The 24,713-nt window shown below is 62.8% G+C and carries 18 protein-coding genes and 2 pseudogenes; 10 read left to right on the plus strand and 10 right to left on the minus strand.

Features of this window, described 5'->3' with window-relative positions:
- Positions 1-159 precede the first annotated feature (159 nt).
- From Q0L25_RS15125 to Q0L25_RS15140, 4 genes and pseudogenes are all read right to left on the minus strand, one after another.
- Positions 160-398, minus strand: a pseudogene (locus tag Q0L25_RS15125) (transposase); the annotation flags it as partial.
- A gap of 144 nt (positions 399-542) precedes the next feature.
- The gene (locus tag Q0L25_RS15130; protein WP_296615750.1) at positions 543-1,220 is read right to left on the minus strand and encodes a hypothetical protein; all 678 of its coding nucleotides are present in this window, start codon (positions 1,218-1,220) and stop codon (positions 543-545) included.
- Complete coding sequence (locus Q0L25_RS15135; RefSeq protein ID WP_296615752.1) at positions 1,214-5,239, minus strand: RHS repeat-associated core domain-containing protein; 4,026 nt, start codon at positions 5,237-5,239, stop codon at positions 1,214-1,216. The genes Q0L25_RS15130 and Q0L25_RS15135 overlap by 7 nt, the downstream gene beginning before the upstream one ends.
- 179 nt (positions 5,240-5,418) lie before the next feature.
- Positions 5,419-5,628, minus strand: a complete 210-nt coding sequence (locus Q0L25_RS15140) for a hypothetical protein (protein ID WP_296615754.1) — start codon at positions 5,626-5,628, stop codon at positions 5,419-5,421.
- 214 nt (positions 5,629-5,842) lie between these two features.
- Here Q0L25_RS15140 and Q0L25_RS15145 point away from each other — a divergent pair.
- A pseudogene (locus tag Q0L25_RS15145) lies at positions 5,843-6,197 on the plus strand (transposase); the annotation flags it as partial.
- A 358-nt stretch (positions 6,198-6,555) separates the two neighbouring features.
- Here the strand turns inward: Q0L25_RS15145 and Q0L25_RS15150 are convergent.
- Positions 6,556-8,214 carry an SARP family transcriptional regulator gene (locus tag Q0L25_RS15150; RefSeq protein ID WP_296615755.1) on the minus strand — a complete coding sequence of 553 codons (1,659 nt, stop codon included), beginning with the start codon at positions 8,212-8,214 and terminating at the stop codon, positions 6,556-6,558.
- A gap of 265 nt (positions 8,215-8,479) precedes the next feature.
- On the opposite strand from Q0L25_RS15150, the gene Q0L25_RS15155 reads away from it, so the two are divergent.
- The gene (locus tag Q0L25_RS15155) at positions 8,480-14,488 is read left to right on the plus strand and encodes an autotransporter outer membrane beta-barrel domain-containing protein (protein WP_296615757.1); all 6,009 of its coding nucleotides are present in this window, start codon (positions 8,480-8,482) and stop codon (positions 14,486-14,488) included.
- A 259-nt stretch (positions 14,489-14,747) separates the two neighbouring features.
- Here Q0L25_RS15155 and Q0L25_RS15160 read toward each other — a convergent pair whose 3' ends face one another.
- From Q0L25_RS15160 to Q0L25_RS15170, 3 genes are all read right to left on the minus strand, one after another.
- Entirely contained in the window at positions 14,748-15,131 is a 384-nt protein-coding gene (locus Q0L25_RS15160) for a MarR family transcriptional regulator (protein WP_296615759.1), read from the minus strand.
- A 94-nt stretch (positions 15,132-15,225) separates the two neighbouring features.
- Entirely contained in the window at positions 15,226-15,639 is a 414-nt protein-coding gene (locus Q0L25_RS15165; protein WP_296615761.1) for a hypothetical protein, read from the minus strand.
- A gap of 62 nt (positions 15,640-15,701) precedes the next feature.
- On the minus strand, positions 15,702-16,124 hold the full coding sequence (locus Q0L25_RS15170; protein ID WP_296615762.1) for a hypothetical protein: 423 nt from the start codon (positions 16,122-16,124) through the stop codon (positions 15,702-15,704).
- Positions 16,125-16,748: 624 nt separating this feature from the next.
- Here Q0L25_RS15170 and Q0L25_RS15175 point away from each other — a divergent pair.
- The 6 genes from Q0L25_RS15175 (at position 16,749) to rlxS (ending at position 21,416) form a co-directional block, all read left to right on the plus strand.
- Positions 16,749-17,048, plus strand: coding sequence for a DUF736 domain-containing protein (locus tag Q0L25_RS15175; RefSeq protein WP_296615764.1), 300 nt, complete (start codon positions 16,749-16,751; stop codon positions 17,046-17,048).
- 149 nt (positions 17,049-17,197) lie between these two features.
- Positions 17,198-17,422, plus strand: a complete 225-nt coding sequence (locus tag Q0L25_RS15180) for a helix-turn-helix domain-containing protein (RefSeq protein ID WP_296615766.1) — start codon at positions 17,198-17,200, stop codon at positions 17,420-17,422.
- Positions 17,419-17,970 (plus strand): S26 family signal peptidase, encoded by a 552-nt coding sequence (locus Q0L25_RS15185; protein ID WP_296615768.1) that lies wholly within the window; start codon positions 17,419-17,421, stop codon positions 17,968-17,970. Before Q0L25_RS15180 ends, Q0L25_RS15185 begins: the two co-directional genes overlap by 4 nt.
- Entirely contained in the window at positions 17,958-18,551 is a 594-nt protein-coding gene (locus Q0L25_RS15190) for a lytic transglycosylase domain-containing protein (protein ID WP_296615771.1), read from the plus strand. Before Q0L25_RS15185 ends, Q0L25_RS15190 begins: the two co-directional genes overlap by 13 nt.
- Before the next feature lie 222 nt (positions 18,552-18,773).
- Complete coding sequence (locus tag Q0L25_RS15195) at positions 18,774-19,127, plus strand: hypothetical protein (RefSeq protein WP_296615773.1); 354 nt, start codon at positions 18,774-18,776, stop codon at positions 19,125-19,127.
- A 321-nt stretch (positions 19,128-19,448) separates the two neighbouring features.
- The gene (gene rlxS, locus Q0L25_RS15200; RefSeq protein WP_296615776.1) at positions 19,449-21,416 is read left to right on the plus strand and encodes a relaxase/mobilization nuclease RlxS; all 1,968 of its coding nucleotides are present in this window, start codon (positions 19,449-19,451) and stop codon (positions 21,414-21,416) included.
- Here the strand turns inward: rlxS and Q0L25_RS15205 are convergent.
- Positions 21,407-21,718 carry a transcription initiation protein gene (locus Q0L25_RS15205; RefSeq protein ID WP_296615778.1) on the minus strand — a complete coding sequence of 104 codons (312 nt, stop codon included), beginning with the start codon at positions 21,716-21,718 and terminating at the stop codon, positions 21,407-21,409. The two genes, rlxS and Q0L25_RS15205, sit on opposite strands and share 10 nt — an antisense overlap.
- A 510-nt stretch (positions 21,719-22,228) precedes the next feature.
- Between Q0L25_RS15205 and Q0L25_RS15210 the strand changes: the two genes are divergently transcribed.
- A complete protein-coding gene (locus tag Q0L25_RS15210) occupies positions 22,229-22,888 on the plus strand; it encodes a SatD family protein (RefSeq protein WP_296615780.1) in 660 nt (219 codons plus the stop codon).
- Positions 22,888-23,319, plus strand: coding sequence for a hypothetical protein (locus Q0L25_RS15215; RefSeq protein ID WP_296615781.1), 432 nt, complete (start codon positions 22,888-22,890; stop codon positions 23,317-23,319). The genes Q0L25_RS15210 and Q0L25_RS15215 overlap by 1 nt, the downstream gene beginning before the upstream one ends.
- 286 nt (positions 23,320-23,605) lie before the next feature.
- Here Q0L25_RS15215 and Q0L25_RS15220 read toward each other — a convergent pair whose 3' ends face one another.
- Positions 23,606-24,415, minus strand: a complete 810-nt coding sequence (locus tag Q0L25_RS15220) for a GntR family transcriptional regulator (protein ID WP_296615783.1) — start codon at positions 24,413-24,415, stop codon at positions 23,606-23,608.
- Between the last annotated feature and the right edge of the window lie 298 nt (positions 24,416-24,713).

Below are 24,713 nucleotides of genomic sequence, written 5' to 3' on the forward strand. Positions count from 1 at the left end.
TCTTTCCCCGTGGTCCAACTTCACCGAGAAACGAGTCGGTCACAGTTGAGCCACAAAACTCACAACTCACGCGGCGGCCGCGAGGTGCGGATTTGCTGGTGGAGCGTAGCTCACGGCCTCAAGTTCGATGCCGTTTCCATCAAAGAAATAGAAGCGGTTCAACACCGCATGGTCGAGCATCGCATCCGCCAGCAACCGCGTCAGCCGCGTGCTCTCATCTCGAGCACCTTCAGCTTGCGCGCCTGCGAAACGTCCATGCCGCCATAGGTCGCCTTTCACTTGTAGTAGGTCGCGCTGCTCACGTCGTGCTTACGGCACACGTCCGCGGTCGACGACCCAGCTTCCTGCTCACGCAGGATCGCTATGATCTGCTCCTCGATAAACCTGCTGCGCTTTATCTCCGTCCTCCTCAATGAAGGACTCTGGCTCAAACTGGAGGAGTTTCAGGGTAGCACGTCACGAGCCCCGCCGATCCCGTCGCGTCAAACGTCGATTCATGCATCGCTCAGCGGCGCTTGCATATAGCGCGAAAGGATGCGCCCCTATGGAATTCCGTATTCTCGGGATAATTCAGCCGCCCGGAGCTCGTCCATCCATAAGGAAAGCCGACCTGGAGTATATCCGTCGCTAGGTTCCATTTCGCGCAACGGAGTGAACTCTACCCCCATTATATTATTTTCGACGACGATGTCCCGAACGCGGGCTGTCGCAAAAGTGAAGAGCGGCAACGGCCAAATCATGAAAACATCGCTTCCATCCCACTGATCCGGATCGAAAAGGAGGCTTGGCTCCTTCAATCCAGAATAGTGAACGCGCCCGCAGCCGGGGCAAGGTCCTTCGTCCAGATGGATTCCGCTCTCGGGCCTTGCCAGCCCACCCCAGCCCGTGGGACGCAGAACGGAGTAATGTCCCGGTGGTGGAATACCGGCGCCGCTCTTCAGATTGGCATCGGCGAGGCGGTATCCACTAACATCGTTGCCACGAAGTATGTCGACAGCTTTGTCCCCTATTAATATGTCTCTCGTCCATGACCACATGAAATCAGCGGCAGAGTTCTTTTTCCTTGCAACGAACTCATACGGCGGGACGATGATACTCTGCCCATTGTGATCGGGGTCAACGTCGCATGGAATCGAATTGTACTGCATTTTCCCCCATTCAACTGTTGGTCCACGCAATGGCGGAGATAGGAGAAAGATGAAGTCAGTATCGTTCAGCAAAAGTCCTTCTCCATTTGGTTGAGTTGCCTCATAACATCGCTAGGTGATGCTAGAGGATTTTTGGAAATCCACGCGCCCCATGTGCCATTCCAGTCTCCTCCCTCTGTGGTGTGCAGTCCATAAGGTTTGCAACGATGAAGCGACCTGGGGATCGGCAGCAAGTATTGTACATCATTTATGTTAAAACCCCTCGCTGCGAAAAAGCTTTCATATTGCTGCGGTAGGAGGTGATGAATTTCAATTGGGTCGGATTGCGCCTTTGCCTGCGGGATAATGATCTCCCCGAGGCCACGGAAAAAGCCGTTGAAGCCGGACGAGATGGAGTTTCCGAGACCGTGGAAGCTCCCGTAGCCGTACCAAGGCCCGAAGCCGCCATAATAATTGAAGCCGAACCAATCGTCGTCCCACCAGCTGTCGCCCGGTCCTGATCCATTGCCATCGTCACCGCCGGGCACTTTGATTGGACCGGTTACGTGGCCGCAATCCTGGCTGTGGTCGTAGGGGCACGGATCCAATCCGGTCGGATCGGTTTTGTTGATCGGGTTGTTGCGGGCATAGGCATAGAGGTTCGGCAGGTCGCCATAGCCGATCGGATCGGTCTGCATGAACCGACCAAGCGTCGGCGAGTAGACACGCGCCTTGTAGTAATAGAGGCCGATCTCCGGGAGATAGGCCTGGCCGGTATATTGCAGGCGTCCGCTATTGCCCGAACCCGGAATGCCATATTCGTCATAGCTGTCGAGCGAGGCGCGCGCGCCGCTGATGTTGCTCGTGGCGATCACGCTGCCGCGTTCGTCCGTATGATACCAGGTCGGTGCCGTGAGACCGGCGCCTTCATAGGCGAAGGCCGGTTCGTCGGTGGACGCGCCCGGCACGAACCGGCGCAGCCGCGTGTTGCTGCCATTATATTCGGCGGCTATTTGCCCATCGATATATTGGAATCGCGTCGTCGTCCCGCTCGTGGCGATCTGATAGAGGCGCCCGAGCGGGTCGTAGGTGAGCGTCGCTCCGGGTGCGGTCGTGAGAAGATTCTCGGAGCTATAGCCATACGTCAGGCTTCCCGATGCCGTGAGGTTGCCGCGGACATCGTAGCCGAAGCTCGTCGTGCCGGCGGCGGTATATTGATTGAGGCCGTTGGTCGTGTGGTTGCGGTCGGCATTGGCTGCGTTGGTCCATGCGTAACCGTCATTGGTGGATGTTCGGCTCGCGATTTGGCCGGCCGGGTTGTAAGCATAGGTGAAACCGACATTATTGGCCGTCGTCGTGAAGCTATGGGTGAGGCCGCCCAGCCGCGAGACGGCGTCGTAATTGTAGCTGGAGCCCGCGCCATAAGGGCTCGCCATCGACGTCCGTCGACCCAGGCTGTCATAGCCGTAGGTCGTCATCACCGTCGAAGTGCCGACGCCCTGATAGATGCCGGTCATTTTGTTGGCGGGGTTGTACGCAAAGGTCGTGATGGCGCCGTCGGGCCAGGTGATCGCGGTGCGGTTGCCCGCCGCGTCATATTGGTAGCCGATTGTCCCGAGTGGTCCCGTCTCGCTCGTTTGACGCCCGAGCGCGTCCCACGCCTGGTTGATGGTCTGCGCCGAGGTGGCGGCGCTCGTCATTCGACCCAGCAGGTCATAGCCATAAGTGACGTCGAGTTCCGTCCCCGGCAGATCCTTGGTCTTCAGCCGATTGAGAAAGTCGTAAGCGTAGTTGATCGTCGTTGCGCCGCGTAGCCTGCGGCTGGTGACATTGCCGTTCGCGTCGTAGCCGAGCTGCTCATAATCGGTCGTCGAACTGGTTCCAGATCCTTTGGTGGGGCTTGGGAACTGGGTCTGCGACAAGCGATCAAACCCATCATAGATGTAGGTCGTCTTGTTGTTTTCGGCGTCCGTCAGCGTGAGCAGACGACCGTCATTCGTATAAGTCAGCGTCTCGTCGTCGGACGCATCGCCGGTAGCATATCCGCTGGTGATCTTGGTGGTCTGGTCCGCGCTGTCATAGGTGTAGCGCGTGATCTGGTCCGAGCCGCTCGACCCGGTGGTGGAGAGCGTGCAGGCCGCCGGAAGCGAACCATATACCACCGGGTTCATCCGAATTGCCGTACAATCCAGCCGACCCGCGGCGTCGTAGCTATACTGCGTCAACGAATAGGTCGTGCCTGCCGAATTGGTCGTGACCTGGCTTTTTCGGGCATTGGCGTCATAGACGATCGCAGTGTTTTCATAAGGGGTGAAGGCATTCCAGGCGGTGTCGGTCACATCCGTAACCGTCCCTCGCTCCACGAGCGTCGCCCGGCCATCGTCATTGTAGCTAGTCCGCAACGCCAATCGCGCTAGCGGCCCTGTCGCATCGGGATCAGGTGCGATTGAACCGACGATCTGGCGATCGGCATTGTACCGAGACGTCTGTGTGTCTGCCGTACCCGAAAGCGGCCCATCGACCGTCAGGTTGTTCCCGACATAATCATAGGTGTAGGCGGTCGTCGCCGTCGGCGAACCGTTGCCGGCGCCCTTGCTCGAGCTGACGGGAAGCAGGTTGTTCATCGTGCCCGCCACTTGCGGGCCATAATTGATGCTGGACTTCACTTCGTCCGTGGTGCCGGCGCAAGACGCCGTAGTGGCACAGGTCGATATGCCGGTCTGCATCGAGATCGGAAGCCCCGATGCCACGATCATCCCGCCGCTGTTCTTGTAATAGCCCTGATACGATGTGTAGCTGTAGGTAGTCGTCGGCCGGATCGCGCCAGCCGTGGCCGCCGGATAAGTGACGGTTGTGAGTTGGCCTGTCGACGACGAATAGGTGAAATCCGTTTGGTTGCCCTTGGCGTCCTTCACCCAGACCGGTTTGTTGCACGTCGCCGCGACCGAGCACGACGTAGGATAATTCGCGGTGACGACGATGTCGGCGAGCGTCGACGAGGCCTTGGCCTTTTTCAGGATCTGAGTGACGTTGCCGCGCGCGTCATAAGTGTATTGATCGTAACCCGCGGTGGATGTGCCCTCGGGCCAGATCACCTTGGTGATCCGGCCGTAGCTGTCGGGCATATAGGTCGTCTTGCGGCCTAAGGCGTCGGTGTCGGTGAGGAGGACGCCCTTGGAGGTGTCGGCGGTCGTCACCCTTTTACGCGACAGCGAGTCATTGCTTGTCGCGGTGAGCGTGGTTCCGGCCAGCGACCAGCTATAAGTCGTCGTGTGGCCATCCTTCAGCACCGACGATACCCGGCCGTCGGCGCCGTAGCCCACGGTCATGGTGTCAGTGGCGGAGGCGGCGCGCTTGTACCCGATGACGCGTTGCGAAGCGTCGATCGTGTACCGGCTGACGCGGTTCGCCGGGTCGGTGACGGTGATCGTCGTGTTGGCCCCGCTCGTTCCGTAGGCATAGGTCGTGATCGGCCAGGATTGGGAGAGGCTGGTGCAGGTAAGCGCGGTGGGATCGCAATAATCCACGCCGCTATTGATCGCGGTGGCCTTGGAGACCTTCAGCCAGTTCGCCAGGTTGCCGGGCTGAATGGCCGTGTTCGAGACATATTCATATTTGAGGTGGTATCCTCGATTGCTCTGCACCGAGGTGACGCGGGTCAAGTAGGTCGGGGGATTGCTCAGCCCGAGCATGTAAAAGGGAGCGGCCAAGTAGGTGATCGTCTCGGTCGTCCCGTCGGGATGCACGATCTTGTTGGCCTGGGCCTTTCCACCGTTGGGAATTACATCGAAGCTGATGACCGTGCCGTCCGCTTCGGTATAGTTAGCCGTCGTGCTCGTGGTCGTGAGGGTCGCGCCATTGGCTTGGTCGGATACCCATATACCGCCGCTCAGCGTGAAAGTGTTGCTCGCGCCGCTCAGGCTGACCTTGATCGTGGTGGTAGTGGAGTAGTAGATTTCGATATCGTACTTATCGCGCCAGAAGCGTGCACCCCACCAGTAGCGGGTTTGGCTAAGGCGGGCGTCGTCGCCGCCGATCGACATGTCGGTGGCGCTGACGATGAGGGCGCCGGACGCCCGATCGACGCCGTTATCGTCAACCACGGCACTCACGGGTGGGGCAGGAACATCCGTCGAACTCTGCGCGAAGGCTGGTGCCGCGAGACCGGTGCACAAGATGGTGGTAACGCACAAGATCGAGGAGCGTACGTGCAGGCTGCTGCGCCCGGCAATCGCCGAGTTTGTCATGTTCATTCCCCAGAATTTTCGAGAGTATCGAGCGCGACCGACGCTCATGGCGCGCCGGTTGTCTTCACGTTGGTTCGGTTGTCGGCATGGTCATGCGTGTACTGGGCGGTGACGCCATTGTTCACCGTGCCGGCATGGACGACTTTGATCAGCCGGCCCTTGGCATCATAGGTGTAGGTAATGGTTTCGCTTGCACGTGCGACGCCGACCACCCCTAGAAGCAGGACGGCAACCAATCGAAGGCTTGGACGCAATGTCGATCTCCCCCCTTTCCGCGTGAATCACGGGTCTCGAAAAGGGAAACGTTTGGAGCCACTCGCCCCCGCAGCGCGTTTGCCGACAAATTTGATCCAATTCGGATAGATGATGACCCGGTGCGTCCAGCAATTGCGTCAGGCATCCATAAGTGATGACGCCGTTCCTGGATAAATTCGCTCAGCCCAACTGCCTATGTCGTTCGGGCACCCCGTGCGAGAGGGCAGCTACTTTGCCGGCTTGCTGGCATCATGCCGGATGGCGAGCGGGCGCTGACGGCAGTGATTGAGGAGGCCTATATCCAGGGTATCTCGGCCCGCTAGATCGACGGTCCGGTCAACGCGCGGGTATGGACGGAATCCGAAGATCAAGGTCAGTCGTCCGTGCGAGGAGATTGACGAGCGCTTCATCGCCTTTCAGTCGCCCTATCAAGAGGGACTGGCTCTACCTGTGGATCGACGCCACATACGTCAAAGTCAGGCAGAACGGCGTCATCGTCTCGGTGGCCGTGATCGTTGCGGTGGGCGTTAACAGCGATGGCCGGCGTGAAGTTCTCGGCATGAACATTCGGTCCATCGGAAGTGGAGACCGTTCGAGATGCGGTAAACTTCGACCTCGCGTCAGATTGCGCCCCAAACGAACGACATATTACGTCATCCGCGAGCAGGGCATAAAATGTTGGCTATGACGTCGAAACTACATCGGTGGGCGCATGCATTCCCGCGTTCCCGACGCCTGAGCGCGGCACCCAATGATCTTTGTCTTGATGCCGCGCCGCGCGGGCCGGGGCGGACCGCGCGGCGCGGACGGGCGGCGCGTGTAGCGATTCGGGAAAACCACAACGCGCCTGCAGGGTGGTGCCCTGCGCTCAGGGGTAAGAGCGCAGGATTAAGGAGCCACCGCCCTGATCCTATGGCCTGTCGCCATCATCCGCAGGCCGTTCGCATCGGCGGACTGTTCGCGGCGATGTCGATTCCGCGTTGCAGGGCAGCCCTGAACGAAGAATCGCGAAATGGGATGCGCGCCAGGGTCGCGGCGGCGAACCCCGCCTTGTCGCGCAGATTGCGGTCGTACGCCGCCGCTGCGTCATCCAGCCGATCGGCGCTCGCCAGAGCGCTTACCTCGAGGATTTGCGCGAGGACATAATGCGGATGGGTCGTGCGAATGTCGCGCACCAGCTTCAAACATCCCGACGTGTCGCCGAGCAACAAGCGCGCCGTCGCAAGCTCGCCCATCGCGATGAAGCGGAACGGATCGATCGGGGCGAGGTCGAGCGCTTCCTCAAGCGGTGCAACGCCGCGCTCAGGATGGCCATCCAGGCAATGCGCGGTGCCGAGCAAAGCATGAGCGGCAGCAAAACCCGGTGCGATGCCGGCGCTGCGCTCGAACTGGCGGCGCGCACTCGCGCCATCGCCTTGCCATAGATCGAGGATGCCGACGAACAGCGGCCCGCGTGCGTCGGTCGGGTCGCCGCGCAAGGCGCTGCGCGCCAGCGGCATGAGCGCGCCGCCGCTCGCAAGCGGCGCGCGGCTTGCCCACAAGGCGCCGATTGCCTGGTGCGCCTTGAGCATCGCCAGTTCGCCATGATGCGGCTTGAGTTGGGCGGCCTGGCGCAGGAGGCGTCCCGCCACGTGCATGCCCGCGCTGGTGAACTTCTGCAGATGATGGCGTGCGCGCCACAGGAGCGTTCCGAGATCGGTGGCGCTGTCCTCGCTGGACAGCCGATGCCGCTGCTCTGTCCGATCGACGATCTGGGCCATCGCATTGGCCGCACGCAGCAAGGGCCGCCGGACCTCGGCGATGCCGGCATCGAGCGATACTTCCGAGGTCTGGCTCCACAGCACCTTGCCATGCGGCCGCTCGGTGAGCACCAGGCTGACAAGGCCGCGCCGTGCGTCGCTGACGAGATCGGTCTCGACCACATAACGGCTGCGGGGCGCCGCCACCCGATCGGAGGCCGGCGCGACCACGGCCAACCACCGCATTTGGGACAGCGAGTCGACGAGCGTCCCGGTCACCGCGGTAAGCAGTGGATCTGGAATGTCGCCGCCAGTGGTGTCGCGCGCCGCAATGATGGCGACTTCGGCCTCAAGCGGGACGTCGGCTTGAGGAACTGCCTGCACCAAAGGTGCGTCATTGGCCGTGATGCGGCGATAATAGCCCCTCATCTCGCGCAGCCAGTCCTCGAAATCCTCTTCGCCGGGAATGTCGATGCCTTCGAGGAATTCGCCCGTGCCACGCGAACGGCTCACCGGTCGCCGGATATCGATGTCGACGACAGCGAAATCGAGCGTCACCGAACGGTGATTGGCCTTGAGCCAGGCAATGCCGTCCGGCAGGCACTTGCGTAACCCCGACAATTCGCGGCGCAGGCTCGCCTGGGCTTGCAGGACTTCGCGCGCACCCCATAATTTTTGCTGCAGCCAGGCGCGCGACCGCTCACCGGTGTCGGCGGTCGCGAGCAGGCCGATCAACGCGAGTCCCTTCTTTGAGCGGATTTCGATGCGGCGTCCGTCGCGCAGGGTAATACGCGGATGGCCGAGCAGATCGACCCGCACGGCGTAATAATCGTCTCCCCGCGCCATTGTTCGCATAAAACCCGATAGTATCTATAGCCACGGGCGAACGGGCCAAGTAGCGAAAGGCCGCAATAAAAAGAATTGGACATTTTCGACACGGCTTTCGCCGTCTCATATTACTTGATCCATTTCGGCTGAATTCACGCTTTACGAACTTTGTACTCACGATCCGCGAGCGTTGAGGCGGCAAGGGCGCGCCCAAGACGCTGGCGATAGCTGCTGCTCGAGCGGCGGCACGCTGGCGTCCCCACTCAACCAACCGGGGGAACCCATGCGGAATATCAAGGTACGTACTACCAAGAAGACCCTGGCGCTCGGCGTCGCCGGCGCGGCCCTCGCGGTCGGGCTGTCGGGCACGGCGCATGCGCAATGCGCAACCACGGGCGCGGCCGTCGATTGCACCGGCACGGTCACCGCGACCGACGTCAACACCGCAACAGCCGGTGTCGCCGGCAGTGATGTCACCGTCACGATCGGTACCGGCGCAACGGTTACCCAGCCCGGCGCGACCGTGTCGCCCGGCCAGCAGGGCAGCGTCGTGATCGACAATCGCGGGACGCTCGGCACGACCGCCAATCCCGTCGGCATCAGCTATTCGGGCAGCCCGACGCTCGCGACCAATCAGCTCACCATCACCAATTCCGGCATCGTCGCCGGCGGTATCTCAGTAGGCGGCGTCGGCGGCCCGATCTCGATCACCAGCAGCGGCGGCATCGCCGGAGCGGTCAGCGCGCAAGGTCGTGGCGATGTCACCATCGCGACCACCGGCACGGTCGGCACGCCGGGTACAAGCATGGTCTCGAGCGATCTGCGCTCGGTCGGCGCCTTCAGCATCGACTCGGTCGTCGACAGCACCAGCAACACCGACACGACCGGCGGCGTCACGACGACCACCAATACGAACAGCCAGGATCTGGTCGGTGGGACCGGCTCGGTCTCAATCGGCGCGGGTGCCATGACCGGGACGGCGGCAGCCTATGGCATCACCGGCGCGACGGTCGATGTGGCGGGGGCGATCGGTGCCGACGACCAGGTCGCCGGAGCGGCGGCCGTGTCGCTGTTCGTGACTGGCCATCAGGCCTCGAGCACCACGACGATCACCGACGGCACGACCAACGAAACCGATACGCATTACGAAACCGCGACCACGGGCGGCACGTCGGCGATCGATGTCCAGACGACCGGCAGCCTTTCCGGCAATGTCGCCGTCTATGGCCTGGGCGGCGCCTCGCTCAATGTCGACGGGACGATCGGTCTCGACGGCGGCAGCCTGACGAGCTCGGTTCAGTCCAGCGGCTACACCTATGCGCGTGACACCAAGTCGGTCAGCGCGCCCGGCACATCGCACTACGAGGAGACCTCTTCCTACGCCCGGACCGGCGGCAATGCCGATGCGACGGTCGGCTCGACCGGCGTCGTCAATGGCAATCTCACGGTCCGCGCCGATGGCGATGCGACGCTCGCCAATGCCGGCACGATCGCGCGCAATGCGACCGTTTCGGCCGAGCAATATGTCGGCGATGTCGATCACGCATATACGAGCGACTATAGCGCGACGACGACGGCGGACGGTGAAGTCGACGTCTCGACCAGCAGCGGACATGACCGCTACGACTTTGCCGGCGGCACCGCCAGCGCGACCAACGACGCGGGCGCGTCGATTGGCGCAATCAACGTGACCGGCCTGACCGCGGCGTCGCTCAGCAACGCCGGCACGATCGGCGGCAATGCCTCGGTTCGCTCGGGCAGCGTCAATGCGACGGCCAACGACTTCGCCAATTCCGACACCTTGACCTATACCAATCTGTCGGGTGGCGGCACGGCCCTGACCAAACGCGTCATCGACAATAGCTCGAACAGCAGCACGGCCGCGCTCGGCGGCACCGCTTCGCTCGAAAACAAGACCGGCGGCCTGATCGACGGTTCGGCAAGCGTGAGCGGCTTGGCCGGAGCTGATGTCAGCAATGCCGGCCGCATCAATGGCAATGTGTCGCTCTCGGCAACCGGCAACGACACCACCAGCGGCTCGACCTACAACGCTGTCTATAATTACGACAGCACCGGTACCTTTACCGACAGCACAACCACCTCGGGCTCGACCAGCACGTCGAGCGCGACCGGCGGCGATGCGTCGTTCGGCAATGCCGGCATGGTGGTCGGCGGCGTCTCGGTCAACGCCAATGGCAATGCGACCATCGCCAATTCGGGTCTCGTGACCGGCCAGACCTATGTCGCGACCTATGGGTCGAACGACCAGTCCGCCAACAGCCAGACCAATGGCTATGCGATTGCCGCCGACGGCACCCAGACTTCCACCTATGATGCAAGCTCGAGCAGCTCGAGCGCGATCACCGGTGGCGACATCACCGGCACCTATGCCGGCGTCAACGGCGCCTATCAATTCTCGCCGACCGGCGCGAGCGACGGCTCGGTGGCGCAATATGCGGCGGGTTCGAGCACGGCGACCGTGACGGGCACCATCATCGGCAATTTCACCGGCGATGCCGGCGGCGCGTCCAATGAGTCGAGCAGCACGGCCTCGTCGACCGACATCTACGTCCCGTCCGCAGGCACAACCCCGTCGACCGAAAGCTATGTCGGATCGAACGAGGCGGCGAGCAACACCACCTATAACGACGCTGCAAGCGTGCTGGCGGTGAATGGCGGGACGATCGTCGGGAGCGCGCAGCTCTACGCCAATGGCGATGCGACCGCCTCGCTTGGCAATGATGCGTCGATCGGTGGCAATCTGTCGGTGTCGACCAACGGCTTGTCGGGCTATGGTTCGACGAGCAGTTCAGCGTTCAACGACTCCTATGAAGGCGGTTCGCTGGTCGCCAGCGACTATCAGTCGCAGTCGAGCAGCAGCCAGACGGCCGGGACCGGCTCGGTCGCGGTTACGATCGGCAAGGCGACCGTCGGCGGCTCGGTGTCGCTGAACGGCGCCTCCGGCACCAACAGCTTCTCGCTCGCCGGCGACGGCGAAGTGGGTGGCTCGGTGTCGCTCAACAGCCTGTCGACGACAACGGCGACCGATTACTCGGACGTCTACTCCCTGGCCGGCGGCAGCTCGACCGAGACCGTGACCGGCAATTCGAGCACCACCGGTACGGGTGGCGACGTCACCGCGACGGTGGCCGGCGTGGTCGGCAACACCCTCAACGGTGCCTATGCCAATGGCAGCTCGGGCGGGTCGGGCGACCTCTTCTTGCGGACCAATGCGGGCAATGCTTCGGCAACCGTCACGGGTCAGGTCGGCGACCAGATTTCGGTCGCAGCCTATGGCACTGACACTACCAACGGCTCGGTCACCGACTATGCCGATGGGTCGGTCAGCCGCTATGCGACGACCGCCAGCTCGACCGCGACCGGTGGTACCGCCACGCTCGCGATCGACTCGGCTGACGGCCAGAATCCGGTCAATTTCGGCAACATCACGGTTGCCGGCCTGGCCGGCTCGACCGCGACCGTCTCGGGCGACAGCGTCGTGCTCGATCGTCCGGGCGGGGCATCCTTCTATGTCGGTCGGGTCGGCTACGACACCGTCTCGGCGAGCGAGGATCTCTATCCGGCGACCGGTCTCGCCAGCGGCACCCGCTCCTATAGCGAAACGGCCGTCGGCGGCGCGTCGTCGCTCACCAATGACGGCCAGATCGGCTATGACGGCGGCGCCTCGTTCGGCGGGTCGAATGCCTATGTCGGCGTGTTCAGCGCGACCGATGCGGCGCTCACCAATACCGGCCGCATCTACGGGTCGGTTGGGGTTTCGGCCTATGCCGACGACTTCGCCAGCTCGACCAGCATCGTCAATCTCGGCGACGTGACGCGCGTCGATACCGTGACACGCACCTATTCGGTCACGGGCGGAACCGCGTCGTTGGTCAATAGCGGGCTCATCACCGGCAATAGCTGGCTGGCGGCGGGCACCGGAGCCATGACCAATAATGGCGTGGTGCGCGGCGACGCCTCGTTCGGCACGCGCTTCGACAATTATGTCACGCGCTCGGTCGATACCGTGTCGCAGATCGGCGTCGAGAAGCTCTATGCTACGCAGCCGCTCATCGCCCAGACCTATACGTTCAACCAGAACGGCCTGTTGGGCGGCTCGGTCTATGTGAACGGTGCCTTCGGCTATATCGACGATGCCGACGGCAATCCGGTCAAGACCAGCGACATCAATGCGACGATCAACCTCAACAATGGGTCGGTCACTGGCGGCGGTGTCTATGCTGAATATGACCAGGCGACCGGCGAACGCTACACGACCACCAATGTCAATCTGGTCGGCGGCGGCTATCTCGGCCTCGATGGGACCGGCGTGGCCGCGCTCGGTACGGCCTTTGCCGGCGTCGACCCGGCGATCGCCGCGGCAGGCGACCTGTCGGGTTATGAAGGCGGGGCGCGCGTGCTCGGGGTCAATACCCTGACCAAGTCCGGTGACGGGGTGTTCACCATCGTCGGCGCCGCCTACCAGCCGGTCAGCAACGTCAATCCGGTTGCCGATTACACGCTCGATCTCGGTCAGTTCGAGATCCAGGGTGGCGAAGTGCAACTGGCGACGTCGGGCAACGAAACCTTCGGTATCCGTGGCGATGTCCAGAATGATGCGAGCTTGGTCCTCGGGACGCGCGTCGTACTTCCCGCGCAGCAGTTCGGGTCGAACCTGACCAGCCTCGGGACCCAGGGTATCGATGGTGTGGCGATCTACCAGAAGGGCAATTTCGTCCAGAATGCAGGCGGTAGCCTGACCGTCGGGATGATGCCGTCGCTGGTGCGCGTCGTGGATCCGTCGCTGAGCGGCGTCGTCCTTTCCAACGAACCGCTCGGCACCCAGCAGGTGGTGTTTGGCCAGGGCCTCTTCACCACGCCCGACAAGGCCTGGGGCTCGGCTTATGCTGCGCTTGCTCCGAGCTCGTATACGCTGGATGGCAACCTGACGCTCAATGGCACGGTCAACCTGGTCACGCCGAAGGGCGGCCTGTTCCTGAACGGCCAGGCGCTCGACTTGTTCGATGTGTCGGGGACGGTGACGGAGAACGCGACCGTCGCAACGTCGTCGGCCAACAATTTCGTGACGTTCGACGTTGCGGAAAAGGCCAATGGCAGCCGCACGCTGGTTCAGGTGGTGGCGACCCGCAAGGGCTATGAAACCGCTGCGACCACGACCAATGCCAAGGCGGCCGGGACGGCGCTCACCAATGCGCTTCCGGGCGTGGTGTCGGCGCTCACCGCGGACGCCCAAGGCAACGGCACGTTCACCTCGGTCAACCAATATTCGCTGACCCAGGACTTGGCGACCGTCATGGCCGGCCTCGACAGCCAGCTGACGATGGCAGGCGCCAAGCAGGCGCTCACCGAACTGGCTGGCGGGTCCTATTATGGCTCGCTCGTCACGCTCAAGACGACCGCGCCTTTCGTCGACGTGCTCAGCAGCCGCCGCCTGCCGGAAGGCGCCAAGGGCTTCAACTTCTGGCTGCAGCCGACCGGCGAATTCGCTCGCACCAGCGGCGATTCGACGACCGGCGCCTCCAAGCTCTCCGCTGACAATTATGGCGGATCGCTCGGGTTCGGTGTGGCTACGGGAAGCGGCGAGTTCGGCCTTGGCTTCGGTTATGGCCGTACCAACAGCCACTCGGAGGACGGGCTCGCCCGGGCAACGGCGGACACCTACCTGCTCGGCCTTTATGGTCGCCAGGACTTCGGTCCGCTGACCATCGCGGGCGATCTGGTCTATGGCTGGAGCAACTGGGATGCCGATCGTGCGTTGCCGACGCTGTCGCGCAACACCAGCGCGACCTTCGACAGCAAGGAAGTCCGCGGCGATCTGCGCGCCGAATACGGCCTCCAGTTCGGTGCCGCCACAGTGGCGCCGTTCGGGCAGATCGAATTGCGCCACTACAAGTTCGACGGCTTCACCGAAGAAGGCGCCGGCGCGGTCGATCTGGTGGTCGACTCGACCAGCAAGACGGTCTTCACGCCGACCATCGGTGTGAAGCTCGGCACCGAATATCAGCTGTCGCAGACCAAGCTGCGGCCGGAGATTTCGGTGAGCTACAGCTTCATGGGCGACAACAACTCGTATCGCGACGTTGCCTATGCCGGCGCGCCGTCGAACAAGTTCCGGCTCCAGGGTGTCGATCCGAACGGCTATCTTACCCTCCAGGGTGGCGTGACCGCGGAGATTGGGACCAAGTCGAGCGCCTTCGTGCGGGGTACCTTCTCGACCAGCGGCGGCAATGATGTCGCCGGTGTTCGCGCGGGCGTCGTGATCGGCTTCTGACGATACCCGCCGGGGCACCGCTCGGGTGTCCCGGCGGTCTGAGCGGTACCATCGAGGAGAGCCTGCCGACCGGCAGGCTCTCCTTTTTTTTGAGCGCCTTGGTGGCGACGGTCCTGCGCTTGGTCCGTTTGTTGGAACGCGTAGAAAGCTCGGCTGGCGGCCCCTATCGGGCAGGCCGATTGCCGCGCCGCGCGATTGGGTCGGATCGCGCGGCGCGGTCTTCAGAACAGGCGTGCCAGGAGGGAGGCAACGCTTGCTCCTAGGGCATAGGCAGCTGGTGGGTAGGGGTTTCCACCGGCCAGTAGCTAATGCTGGTTTCGGACAGGAGATGGCAGCGGACCCACCGCTCGACCCTGAGGGCAACTTGCTCATCGAGCCAGATCAGCGACCGTCGCCCGTCTTCGGGGTCGAGGGCCCGGTGGATGGCGCCGGCCTCGAGCAATTTGGTGATCCAGCGCAATGCCGTGGTCCAGGGCGCTTCCGCGGCGACGCAGGCCGCCGACACCGCGATCGGACGTCCCTCGATCCGGCAGACGAACAGGTCGAGGAGCAGGTCCCAAGCCGGATCGGCAAACCAGCTTCCCTCCAGTATCGACGTCCGCGCGCGGCGGCTCGCGAGATAGGTGCGAACGGCATTTGCCATGTCGTCCTGCGCTGCCCATCGCGGTGAGGGAGACGAGACCGCATCCGGGCGGGGCGTTGTCCGCATGCCCGGCGCGGCCCCGCCGCGGCAATGTTCAAGCGTTGCCAATGTGGCCCGCAATTGTTCGATCTTGCGATCGAGGGCGGTCGGATCCGTCGGTAGTTCGAGCAGCCAATCGAGCATCTGGATGGTCATCGGCAATCCCCCGCCGACGGTCGATCACGACGCCGATAGCCAGCGTCATGGCCAAACCGAACGGCCAATAAGCGTGCAGGAGTGAAAATAGGGCCGGTACATATCCGGGCGCTGTCAACGCCATCGCCTGCGCGAGGACGGCGGTAAGCTGGAAACCCGCCAGCCAGACGGCGATCCAGCGGTCGCTTTGAAGCGCAACGAGCGTGAAGGCCGCAACCGGCAACACGTCTAATGCGAGGAATGCAAGCGGCATCGGCCCCTTGTCGCCGCCGCCACGAAAGATTGTGGGGGCAAGCGATGCCGTTACGATCAATGCTGCGAGAGCACTCCCGGCCCGACCGCCAAGGGCCACGCCGGCACCACAGGCTCCCAAGCCTAACATCCAGAAAACGGGCGCCGCAAGCATGTCTGCGACGCGCATTGCCACGCTCTTTTCCGGGCATGTCTGGACAGCTCAGGCAAGCAGCGGCTCGACACGATGTGCGCCGGTGAAGGCGTGAGGGCGCCGCCGGGACAGCCGGTTGCGACCTCGCGTTGATCGCTGCGGTCCTTGACCAGGGGCAGCCGGGTAATCAGCTGGCGCCGGTCCTCGCGACCCTCGACCAGCTTGCCGCCATGCGTGGCGATGCGCGAATGGAGATCCTGGGTGACGGCCAACGGAAGATCAGAACCGTCCGCGGTTTCGAGGACCGATGGTACCATCTGGACATGGGCGAGAAGTGCCTGATCGGTCGACTTGAGCGCGGCCTGGGTATCGGCGGCCACCACACGAACACTGTTTTCGGCAAGTCGATGCATAAATCCTCCCATGTGCGGGAAAAGCACCCTGGTGCTTCCCCGCGAGTTCGCCGGCGCCACTGTTCAGAGACCGACTGGCAGCCAGCTGCCGTTGCCGCCCGGTCACCGGCGTAGACCCTTGGCTTCGGTCATCCGCTGGACCCAGCGTGCCGGTCCGGCCGATGGCCGGCAAGCGTCGCCGCTTGACTAGTCAACGGCTGACTATCCAGGTGGCGAGGGCCAGCCGTGCGGTGCCGACAATCGAATATGTGGCCCGAGGCGCGCGCGCCTGGATAACCGCCGTGAAAGCCCCGCTGTGGCACCGGCAGCGCGGCGGATGCGTCCCGCACTGGCGGGTTCGACCGATCCCTCGGGTTCTCAGCGTCGGTCTTCGGAGCTCGAAGCGGCCTGCAGATCGCGGCAATCCTGCATTAAGTGCCGTGCCATCCGGTCAGCTGCGGATGCGCGAAAGCGGCCTTTCGATGATGGCGCTTGGCGCCCGGCCGGCCTTCTTGCTTGCAACGGCTTCGCCGTCCTCCGCTCGGCGCTTCGGCCCAAGGGTGCACGCAAGCCGTCCGGTCGCCCGGGACATCGCCATCGAGGCCGCAATCGGGCGGTCGCGATGACACTGACACGGAGGTTTTCATGGCACAGATTGGCAGCTTCACTCGCGACGATGCCGGCGCATTTTCCGGCACGATCCGGACCCTCACGCTCAACGTCAAGGCAGTGATCAAGCCGGTCACGGCGGAAAGCGACAAGGCGCCCGACTATCGCGTGACGGCAAGCGGCGGCGTCGAATTCGGGGCGGGATGGTCCAAATCGTCGCGCGAGGACAGGCCCTATGTCTCAATCAAGCTCGACGATCCTTCCTTTCCGGCGCCGATTTATGCGACGCTCGCCGAGGGCGAGGACGGCCAGCATGTCCTGATCTGGTCGCGCTGACCCGCGCGAGGGCCGCGGCGCCGGGGGCGCCGCGGCCTCAAGGGTGTCGAAAACGCGCATCGCCGATTTCGACACTCTGCCGGACCCCGACCATCTGGCAACCAACTCCGACCGAGCGGCCTCACGCGCCGTCAACCGGACAGGCACCTATGGCGGACGATGACATCCAGCGGGCCGAGCGCGCCAAACGCGGCAGCCCCTATCTCAACACGGCCCAGGCCGCCCATTATCTGGGCATTTCGGAGCGCTCCATGCAGCGCATGCGTGCGCGCAACGAGGGTCCCGTTCCCCGACGCCATGCCCGCATGGTGCAATATCATATCGACGATCTCGATGCCTGGTCGCGCGCCAGAGCCGACGGGCGGCAGATATGAGCGGCCCGCTTACCGCCTTGGACAGGCCTGCCCAGCAGGCCGATGCGCGGCTCCGCCGATGGTTTTACGGCCTCTATCTGGCCTTCGGGCCGCTTGCCCTGACAATCTTCGACCCGCCGGCGCCGCGGCTCTTGTGGAATGCAAGCGCGAGCATGCCGCGGGGGCTCTACCGCGTTCATCCCGGCACCACGCCGCGGCGCGGCGACGTGGTGGTCGCGCACTTGTCGCCCGCCATGCGCGACCTCGCCGCCGCGCGCCGGTATCTTCCCGCCGGCGTGCCCGTCGTGAAGCCGGTTGCCGCCGTCGCCGGGGACCGGCTTTGCGCGCAGAGGCGCGTCATCCGGGTTAATGGGCGACACCTCGCCGACCGGCTGGCGGTGGATCCGGCGGGGCGGGCTTTGCCGATCTGGCAAGGTTGCCATGTCCTCGGCAAAGGCGACGTCTTTCTTCTGGCAGATGCGTCGCCCGATTCGTTTGACGGGCGCTATTTCGGGATCACCCATCGCACCGACCTGGTGGGCACGGCCGAACTGCTATGGCACCGTTGATCCTTCTCCTGGCAACCGTTCAGGCACCCGCTTCGAGCGAGGCTGCCTCCGATTGGCGGCCCTTCGTCGCCGAGGCAGCGGCGCGTTTCGGCCTTCCCGCAGCCTGGATCGAGCGAGTCATCGCTGTCGAAAGTGGCGGGGTGGCCGTCACGTCGAAAGGGCCGATCCGATCGGCCAAGGGCGCCATTGGGCTGATGCAGCTGATGCCTGACACCTGGGCGGTGCTCCGCGTCCAGCTGCAACTCGGCGACGAACCGGATGACCCTCGCGACAACATCCTTGCCGGAAGCTGCTATCTGCGGATGATGTACGACCGGTTTGGCTATCCCGGCCTGTTCGCAGCCTATAATGCCGGGCCGTCGCGCTATGCTGCCTGGCGCGCGGGCCGAATGACACTCCCGGCCGAAACCTGGCAGTATGTCGCGCGGCTCGGTGAATCCTTGCCCAGAACGAGACTGCGATATCGCGCAACCCTGCGAGCCCCGGCAGGTGTGCCGGGATCGGGGAAAGAGGCTTCCGAACCTGCCGTTGCCGATGGGGCGAGTGCTGATTTGTTTGCCATCCCCAACCGTGCGCGATGAGGCCAAGGGTGGGAGAGGCTGGTCTTGGTCGTCCGAGCATGACGGACGCCGGGGCGTCTCTCAAGGCCCGCGGGTACCCCCCGATTTGCTGCGCAAATCGGCTCCCCCCGCGTCCGCTGCGCGGCGCCGCGGCCGAGGCCGCGACGGCCCTGACAGACGCCCCGGCGCCCTTCTTTCGACTGTTGTCCTCGATCGCGAGGACGACAGCGAAGGAGCATTCCAATGACCCATTTCGAGCCGATTTCGACCGCCGCGGATCGCGTTCTATCATCCTTGATGGCTGGCCTGGAAGTGGAGTTCGGCCATGTTGCCGGGGCCGCATTGGCAGCGCGGTTTCTCGCGGCCGAGGAGGTAGATTTCTACTGGGAAGCACGAAGCGACGAGCGATGGATCGGCTGCTACGAGCAGCGCGACGAAGACGATGTAGAGCTCGATCGCGTCGCTATCCTGGGAACGCTTGCTGGCCGCTGGTTCGTCGCGACGATGATCGTCGATGGCGACGGTAACCCCCGGGGGATGATGGGCAAGCGGACGTTTCGCCGCCGCAGCGATGCGCTGCGCATTTTCGCGCATTGACGCGATCGGCAGACCGGGAAGGTGCGGTCTTCCCGGTCCTCATTTCTTATCGAGCGCGCATTGGCGCCGCGCGCGTCTCGCCCACGCCGGAAAGGCAGATCGGAATGGTTGAGCGTCGCACGGGAGGCAGGGAATGCCGGGAGAAGGGAGGGGAGGGAGGGGAAGGCAAGATAAAGGCAACGCCTCCCCGCGGTTGCCAAGTGTTTGTCTGCACGTCCGTTTTTTGGGAGGTTGGCAAGTGTGCCCGGGAGCACCGCGGCCGAGGCTGTATGATCGCTCTGTCGCCGCTCACGCGGATAGGATGGCGGGAGGGCGGTCGCGATGAGTGATGATGAGGATTTCACACCGCGGCTCGGCCGGCAAAGGGCGCAAGGCAACAGCAAGAGTGCACGCCGCTATCTCGCCGCCGTTATCGCTGCAGCGGCGCTAGCCGGCGCTGCCGGTGGTCCGCGCGGGCGACGATTCACCGGAAGCAGGATAGGGCGTGGCGCCAGCATGGCACGCGTCTTGGTCGGTCGGGATCGCCTTGCAGGCTTCAGGGCCCGTCGCGCGATGGTGAAGACCAGGTTGGTTCGTCTGGGTAGCAAGGGCGTTGCCGGAGCCCGCGCGCATTTGCGCTACATCCAGCGCGACGGCGTTACGCGCGACGGGTTGCCGGGCGAACTCTACGCGGCAAATGACGATTCCGTAGACGGCAAGGCCTTTCTCGAGCGCGGCGCCACCGATCGCCACCAGTTTCGCCTCATCGTTTCGGTCGAGGACGGTGCCGATTATGCCGATCTGAAGCCTTATGTCCGCCGGCTGATGCTCCAGGTCGAAGCAGATCTGGGGACGACATTGGATTGGGTTGCAGTTGATCATTTCAACACCGCCCATCCGCATACCCACATCATGGTCCGCGGGGTCGACGATCAAGGGCACAATCTCGTGATTGCACCCGAATATATAGCGCACGGCATGCGGGAACGCGCAGCCGAACTGGCGACGCTTGATCTCGGCCCGAGAACTGACGCCGAAATCCAGGCAACCTTGCGCCGTGATATCGATGCGGAGCGGCTGACACAGATTGACCGACAATTACTGCGCGCAGCGGATGGCGATCGGCATCTGTCGGGGGTGGCCCGTGACCCATTCATCCAAGCCCTGCGTGCGGGGCGGCTGCAAAAGCTGGCCACAATGAACTTGGCTAAGCCCATATCCAGCGGGCGTTGGCAGCTGGCGGAGGATCTCGAGAAGGTCCTTCAGTCGCTTGGCGAGCGCGGGGACATCGTTCGGACAATGCAGCGCGAACTGGCGGCGCGCGGACTCGAGCGCAAGCCGGTCGTCGCTTTGCCTGGCGAAGATGCATCGGGTGCCATCGTTGGAAGCGTGATTGGCCGGGGATTGGCAGACGAACATCGCGATCGTCATTATCTCATCATCGACGGCACCGACGGCCATGCCCATTATGTCGACATCGGTCGGCCTGACGCAGTTCCGCCTCTCATTGAAGGGGCTATCGTCCAGATCATTCGGCGGACAGCATCTGCGCGCGCGTCGGACCGGCTCATTGACGAGGTCGCGGCGGCGCACGACGGCCGCTATTCCCTGGATGATCACTTGCGATACGATCCTTGGGCGAGCCCGGCTTACGCCGAAGCCCATCTCCGGCGCCTCGAGGCGCAGCGCCGGGCAGGTCTGGAGATCGAGCGGCATGGCGACGGCTCTTGGACCATTCCGCGCGATTATCTGAACCGCGTCACGGCACTCGACGAGAGACGGCTTGCCGATCGTCCGATCGAGCTCGAAATACTGGCGCCGCGCCCTCTCGCGGACATCATCCATGCGGACGCTGGTACCTGGCTCGACCGCCAGCTGGCTGGGGAGGATGTAGTGCCCGCGCGCGATGCCGGATTCGGTAAGGAGCTTCGATCCGCGCTTGCGATCCGCCAGCAATGGTTGCTCGAGCACGATCTGGCCGATTTGGTCGATGGCAGGCTTCGGGTGCGGCCCCTCGCCTTTGAATTGCTGCGGCGGCGGGAGATTTTGCGGTTAGGCAAGGAGGTGGCGCAAGAACTCGGCAAGGAATTCGTCGAGGCGCAAAAAGGCGAGTCGATCGCTGGAAGGCTCTCACGGCGGATCGATGCTGCCGGCGGGCAATATGCCCTTGTCGAAGGGAGGCGGGAATTTGCCCTGGTCCCTTGGCGGCATGTGCTTGAAAATCGGCTCGGCACGGCGGTGACCGGATTAATGCGTGACCATGACGTTACTTGGCGCTTCGGACGCGATCGAAATGGTCCTCAATTGTGATGGCATTCGCGGCGGTAACTGGAGTTCGCTGTGATCTGAAACCACTTTGGTGCGGCGGACTTCCGTGGCCATTCAAATACAGTTCTTGTACCCGAGCTTCTCAGCGCTTGCACTGGCCTTACCGAGCCGTCTGCCGATACCAGCGCTGGAGCGACGCCTTCATTGATCCCGCCGCCGAAGACATAGACGCCGGACGCCTTGGCCTCATCGATCACCGCACGGGCGTCGATACCGGCTTTCCTGAATTCCTCCTCGCTCAGACGCATGGCTTCGCTCGGGAACGAGATGAGGTACTTAGTCATCCCGGTACGATGGACCGCGTTCCCCCTGTCGGCAACAGCGCGGGGTCAGTCAATTGGCGTCGAGTTTGAATGGCGGCTATCGAGAAGCGGGCTCGGGAAGGTTGTCAGTCCGCTCCCGGCCCAAACGCTGCCCGGCGGCATCAACATAATTTGCCCGACGGGAATGCGCCCCAATTGTCGCCATTCCGCTCAGGCTTTCGGCCACCCAAAACCTGGCATTCGCTTTGTCGATAGACTCGCTGGCCTAGGTCTCGGCGGGCGGAGCAATTCGGATAGCTCATTTGCAAGTTGAGCCTTACCGGATAGTCATAATCAACCGGTTCTACTAACTGCGGCCGATGCCACACGGCGCCCTCAACCCCGATGAGCTTGGACGTAAGGGCGAAGGTCGATTCGAGGAAATTTGGTTGGAGCCCGATGCTTATTACGTTTCTCGGTGCGAAGTGACCCCATTTCGGGTCAATTTTATTATTGACCCAAAATCGGGTAAATTTTAATGTTGACCCATATATGGCCAAATTCGACCTCTATGCGGTCTTGATGGGCGACTTGGTGCGCAGCGAGAGCAATGCGGCCATTGGCGAACTGCATCACCATTTCAACGACGCCGTCGATCGTCAAAACGATGAACGCGCACCCGTCGTGGCATCCCCGCTCACGATCACGCTTGGCGACGAGTTCCAGGGGTTATTGGTGTCGTTTCTCGAAGCCGCCTCGGCAATGCGCGCGATGCGGCTCGATCTGCTCGCAAAGGGCATCGAATGTCGGTTTGTCGTCGGTGCGGTTTCGCTTCGCACGCCACTCAACGACAAGCGGGCTTGGAACATGATGGGCCCTGGACTTGGCGCGGCACGCGCTAAGCTCAATGACAAGCGGAGCCCGTCGCTTTACCGTTTCTCCTTCCCAGACGATCCCCAGTTGGAGCGGCTGCTCGACGCGATCGGCGCCAGCCTCACCGCGATTGAGCGGCGTTGGACTGATGTCCAGCGGGCCGACATATTGGCGGCGCTAGACGGAGTTACTGTCGCGGAGATTGCGCAGCACCGCAACGTGTCGGTGCACACCGTTTACAAGGTCCAACGATCCGGTGAGCTCAATCTCTACATGACCCAATGGCACGCCGTTATCGAAGCGCTTGCCGCATTAGATCGAAAGGCGGGGAGGGGCTGATGCTGCAGATCCTTCACGCGCTGACCTACACTATCGTCGGATATTTTCTTCTCACTTGGTTCGGCAACGTTCTCTGTCGTCTGATCTTCAATCTGACTGGGCTCAAGGATGCGACCGCCAGCGACGGCGAGCCGGCGCACAATGCCGGCCGGTGGATCGGCACGCTCGAACGGATCATCCTCGCTATCGGGGTAGTTCTGCAGCGCTGGGAAATTCTTGCCGCGGTCATCGCCCTCAAGACAGTGTCGCGCTTCAAGGATTTGGACGAGCGCGACTTCGCAGAATACTTCCTGGTGGGTTCGCTGTTCAGCATCCTTTGGGCAATATTGGTGGCTAGCGCCTGGCAAGCCTACGACCATAGTGTGGGCGTCGATCTGCGTCATCGTGCCACGATTCTCCTAGGCGCGGACGATACTAAGCCAAAGACGTGACCACATCGTTAGAATCCCTCCGGTTATTGTGGAGACCTACTCGGCCCAGGAGCGATGAACTCGTCGGATCGCCATTCCACCATCGCGAGATTGACCGCGGTCGTGCGCCGGATCGGCGACCGTAAAGGTGTGCCCGATGCCGGCGCGATGGCGCCGGACTGGCCGAGACATCGCACCCAAGCATCGCCTAATATCGCTCGGATTGAAAGCCCGGCCAGCGCGTTCGAGCATTGCGACCGCCACGCCGCGCTCGACGCACTTTTCCGATGGCCGATGGGTGCTTCGGTCAGGCCGTGGCTTTTCGCGGACGTCCCCGCTTGCGCGGCCGTCCGTCCACCTCGGTGGTGACTTTGCCCGTCAGATCTTGTTCGTATTGCCTCAGCCCGCGGATCACGGTGCGGCGGAATCCGGAGCCCATCTCGAACATGTCGATCACGAGGGCGTGAAGCCGATCGGCATCGCGCTTGGTGACCGCGTCGACGATTTCGCGATGCTTGCTGTGATGGTCGAGAACGAGATCGAGCTCATAGTCCGCGAAGAGATTGATGTAGCGCTCCAGCCGCGCGTCCAGGTCCATCCAGATGCGCATCATGACGGGCGAGCCGCATCCCGACAGCAAGGTCGAGTGGAGCACCGAATAGGCGCGCTGCCACATCTCGCGATGTTCCGGATCGTCGAAATTCTTTTCGACCTTGAGCGAGCGGTGAAGCTGAATGACGACCGCCTCTTCCCAAGCGTCGTCGCCATTCTCGAGCGCCATATCGAGCATCAGCAGGTAGATCGCGCGATAGGCGCGTGAAAGATCGCTGTAATCGGCCAGCGATACAGGCGCGACGCGATGCCCCTTCTGGTGCTCATGCACAACCAGTCCGCTGGTCGAAAGCCGCAGGATCGCTTCGCGCACCGGGCTGTGGCCGACCTCGTAAAATGAAACGAGCTGCTCGACCTTGAGCCGGTCGAGCGGCGCGAAAACCCCGCGAATGATATCGCGGCGTAACCAATATTCGAGTGCCAGCGTCGGATTACGATCAGGATCGACCGGCGCGACAATTGACGGCGCGGTGAAGTTCTTAACGGACGGCAGGTCGGTCGGCACCCTGAAACTATTAGACGAGCCTCGCAGCCGCGCAACCAGCGCGCCCTCGAACCTCTGGCTGGTCTGAAGTCGACCGGCGTTCTCGCGAGGCTCGGATAAAGGCGGTCTCGCGGCGGGCTTGGTTGAAGGCATTCTTGTCAAAACTGTTGCGCCCGTCCGGTGGCCTCAATCGCGAGAAAAATGCCACATAATTTATCGAAAACGCAATAATAATGTATCATATGATAAAATGACAATTGACATGGCTATAAAATATCGAGATTTGGTGAGCGCGGACCAGCCGTAATCAGGCGACTCC

The organism is Sphingomonas sp., assembly GCF_024508665.1.
In the GTDB taxonomy this organism is placed as follows: domain Bacteria; phylum Pseudomonadota; class Alphaproteobacteria; order Sphingomonadales; family Sphingomonadaceae; genus Sphingomonas.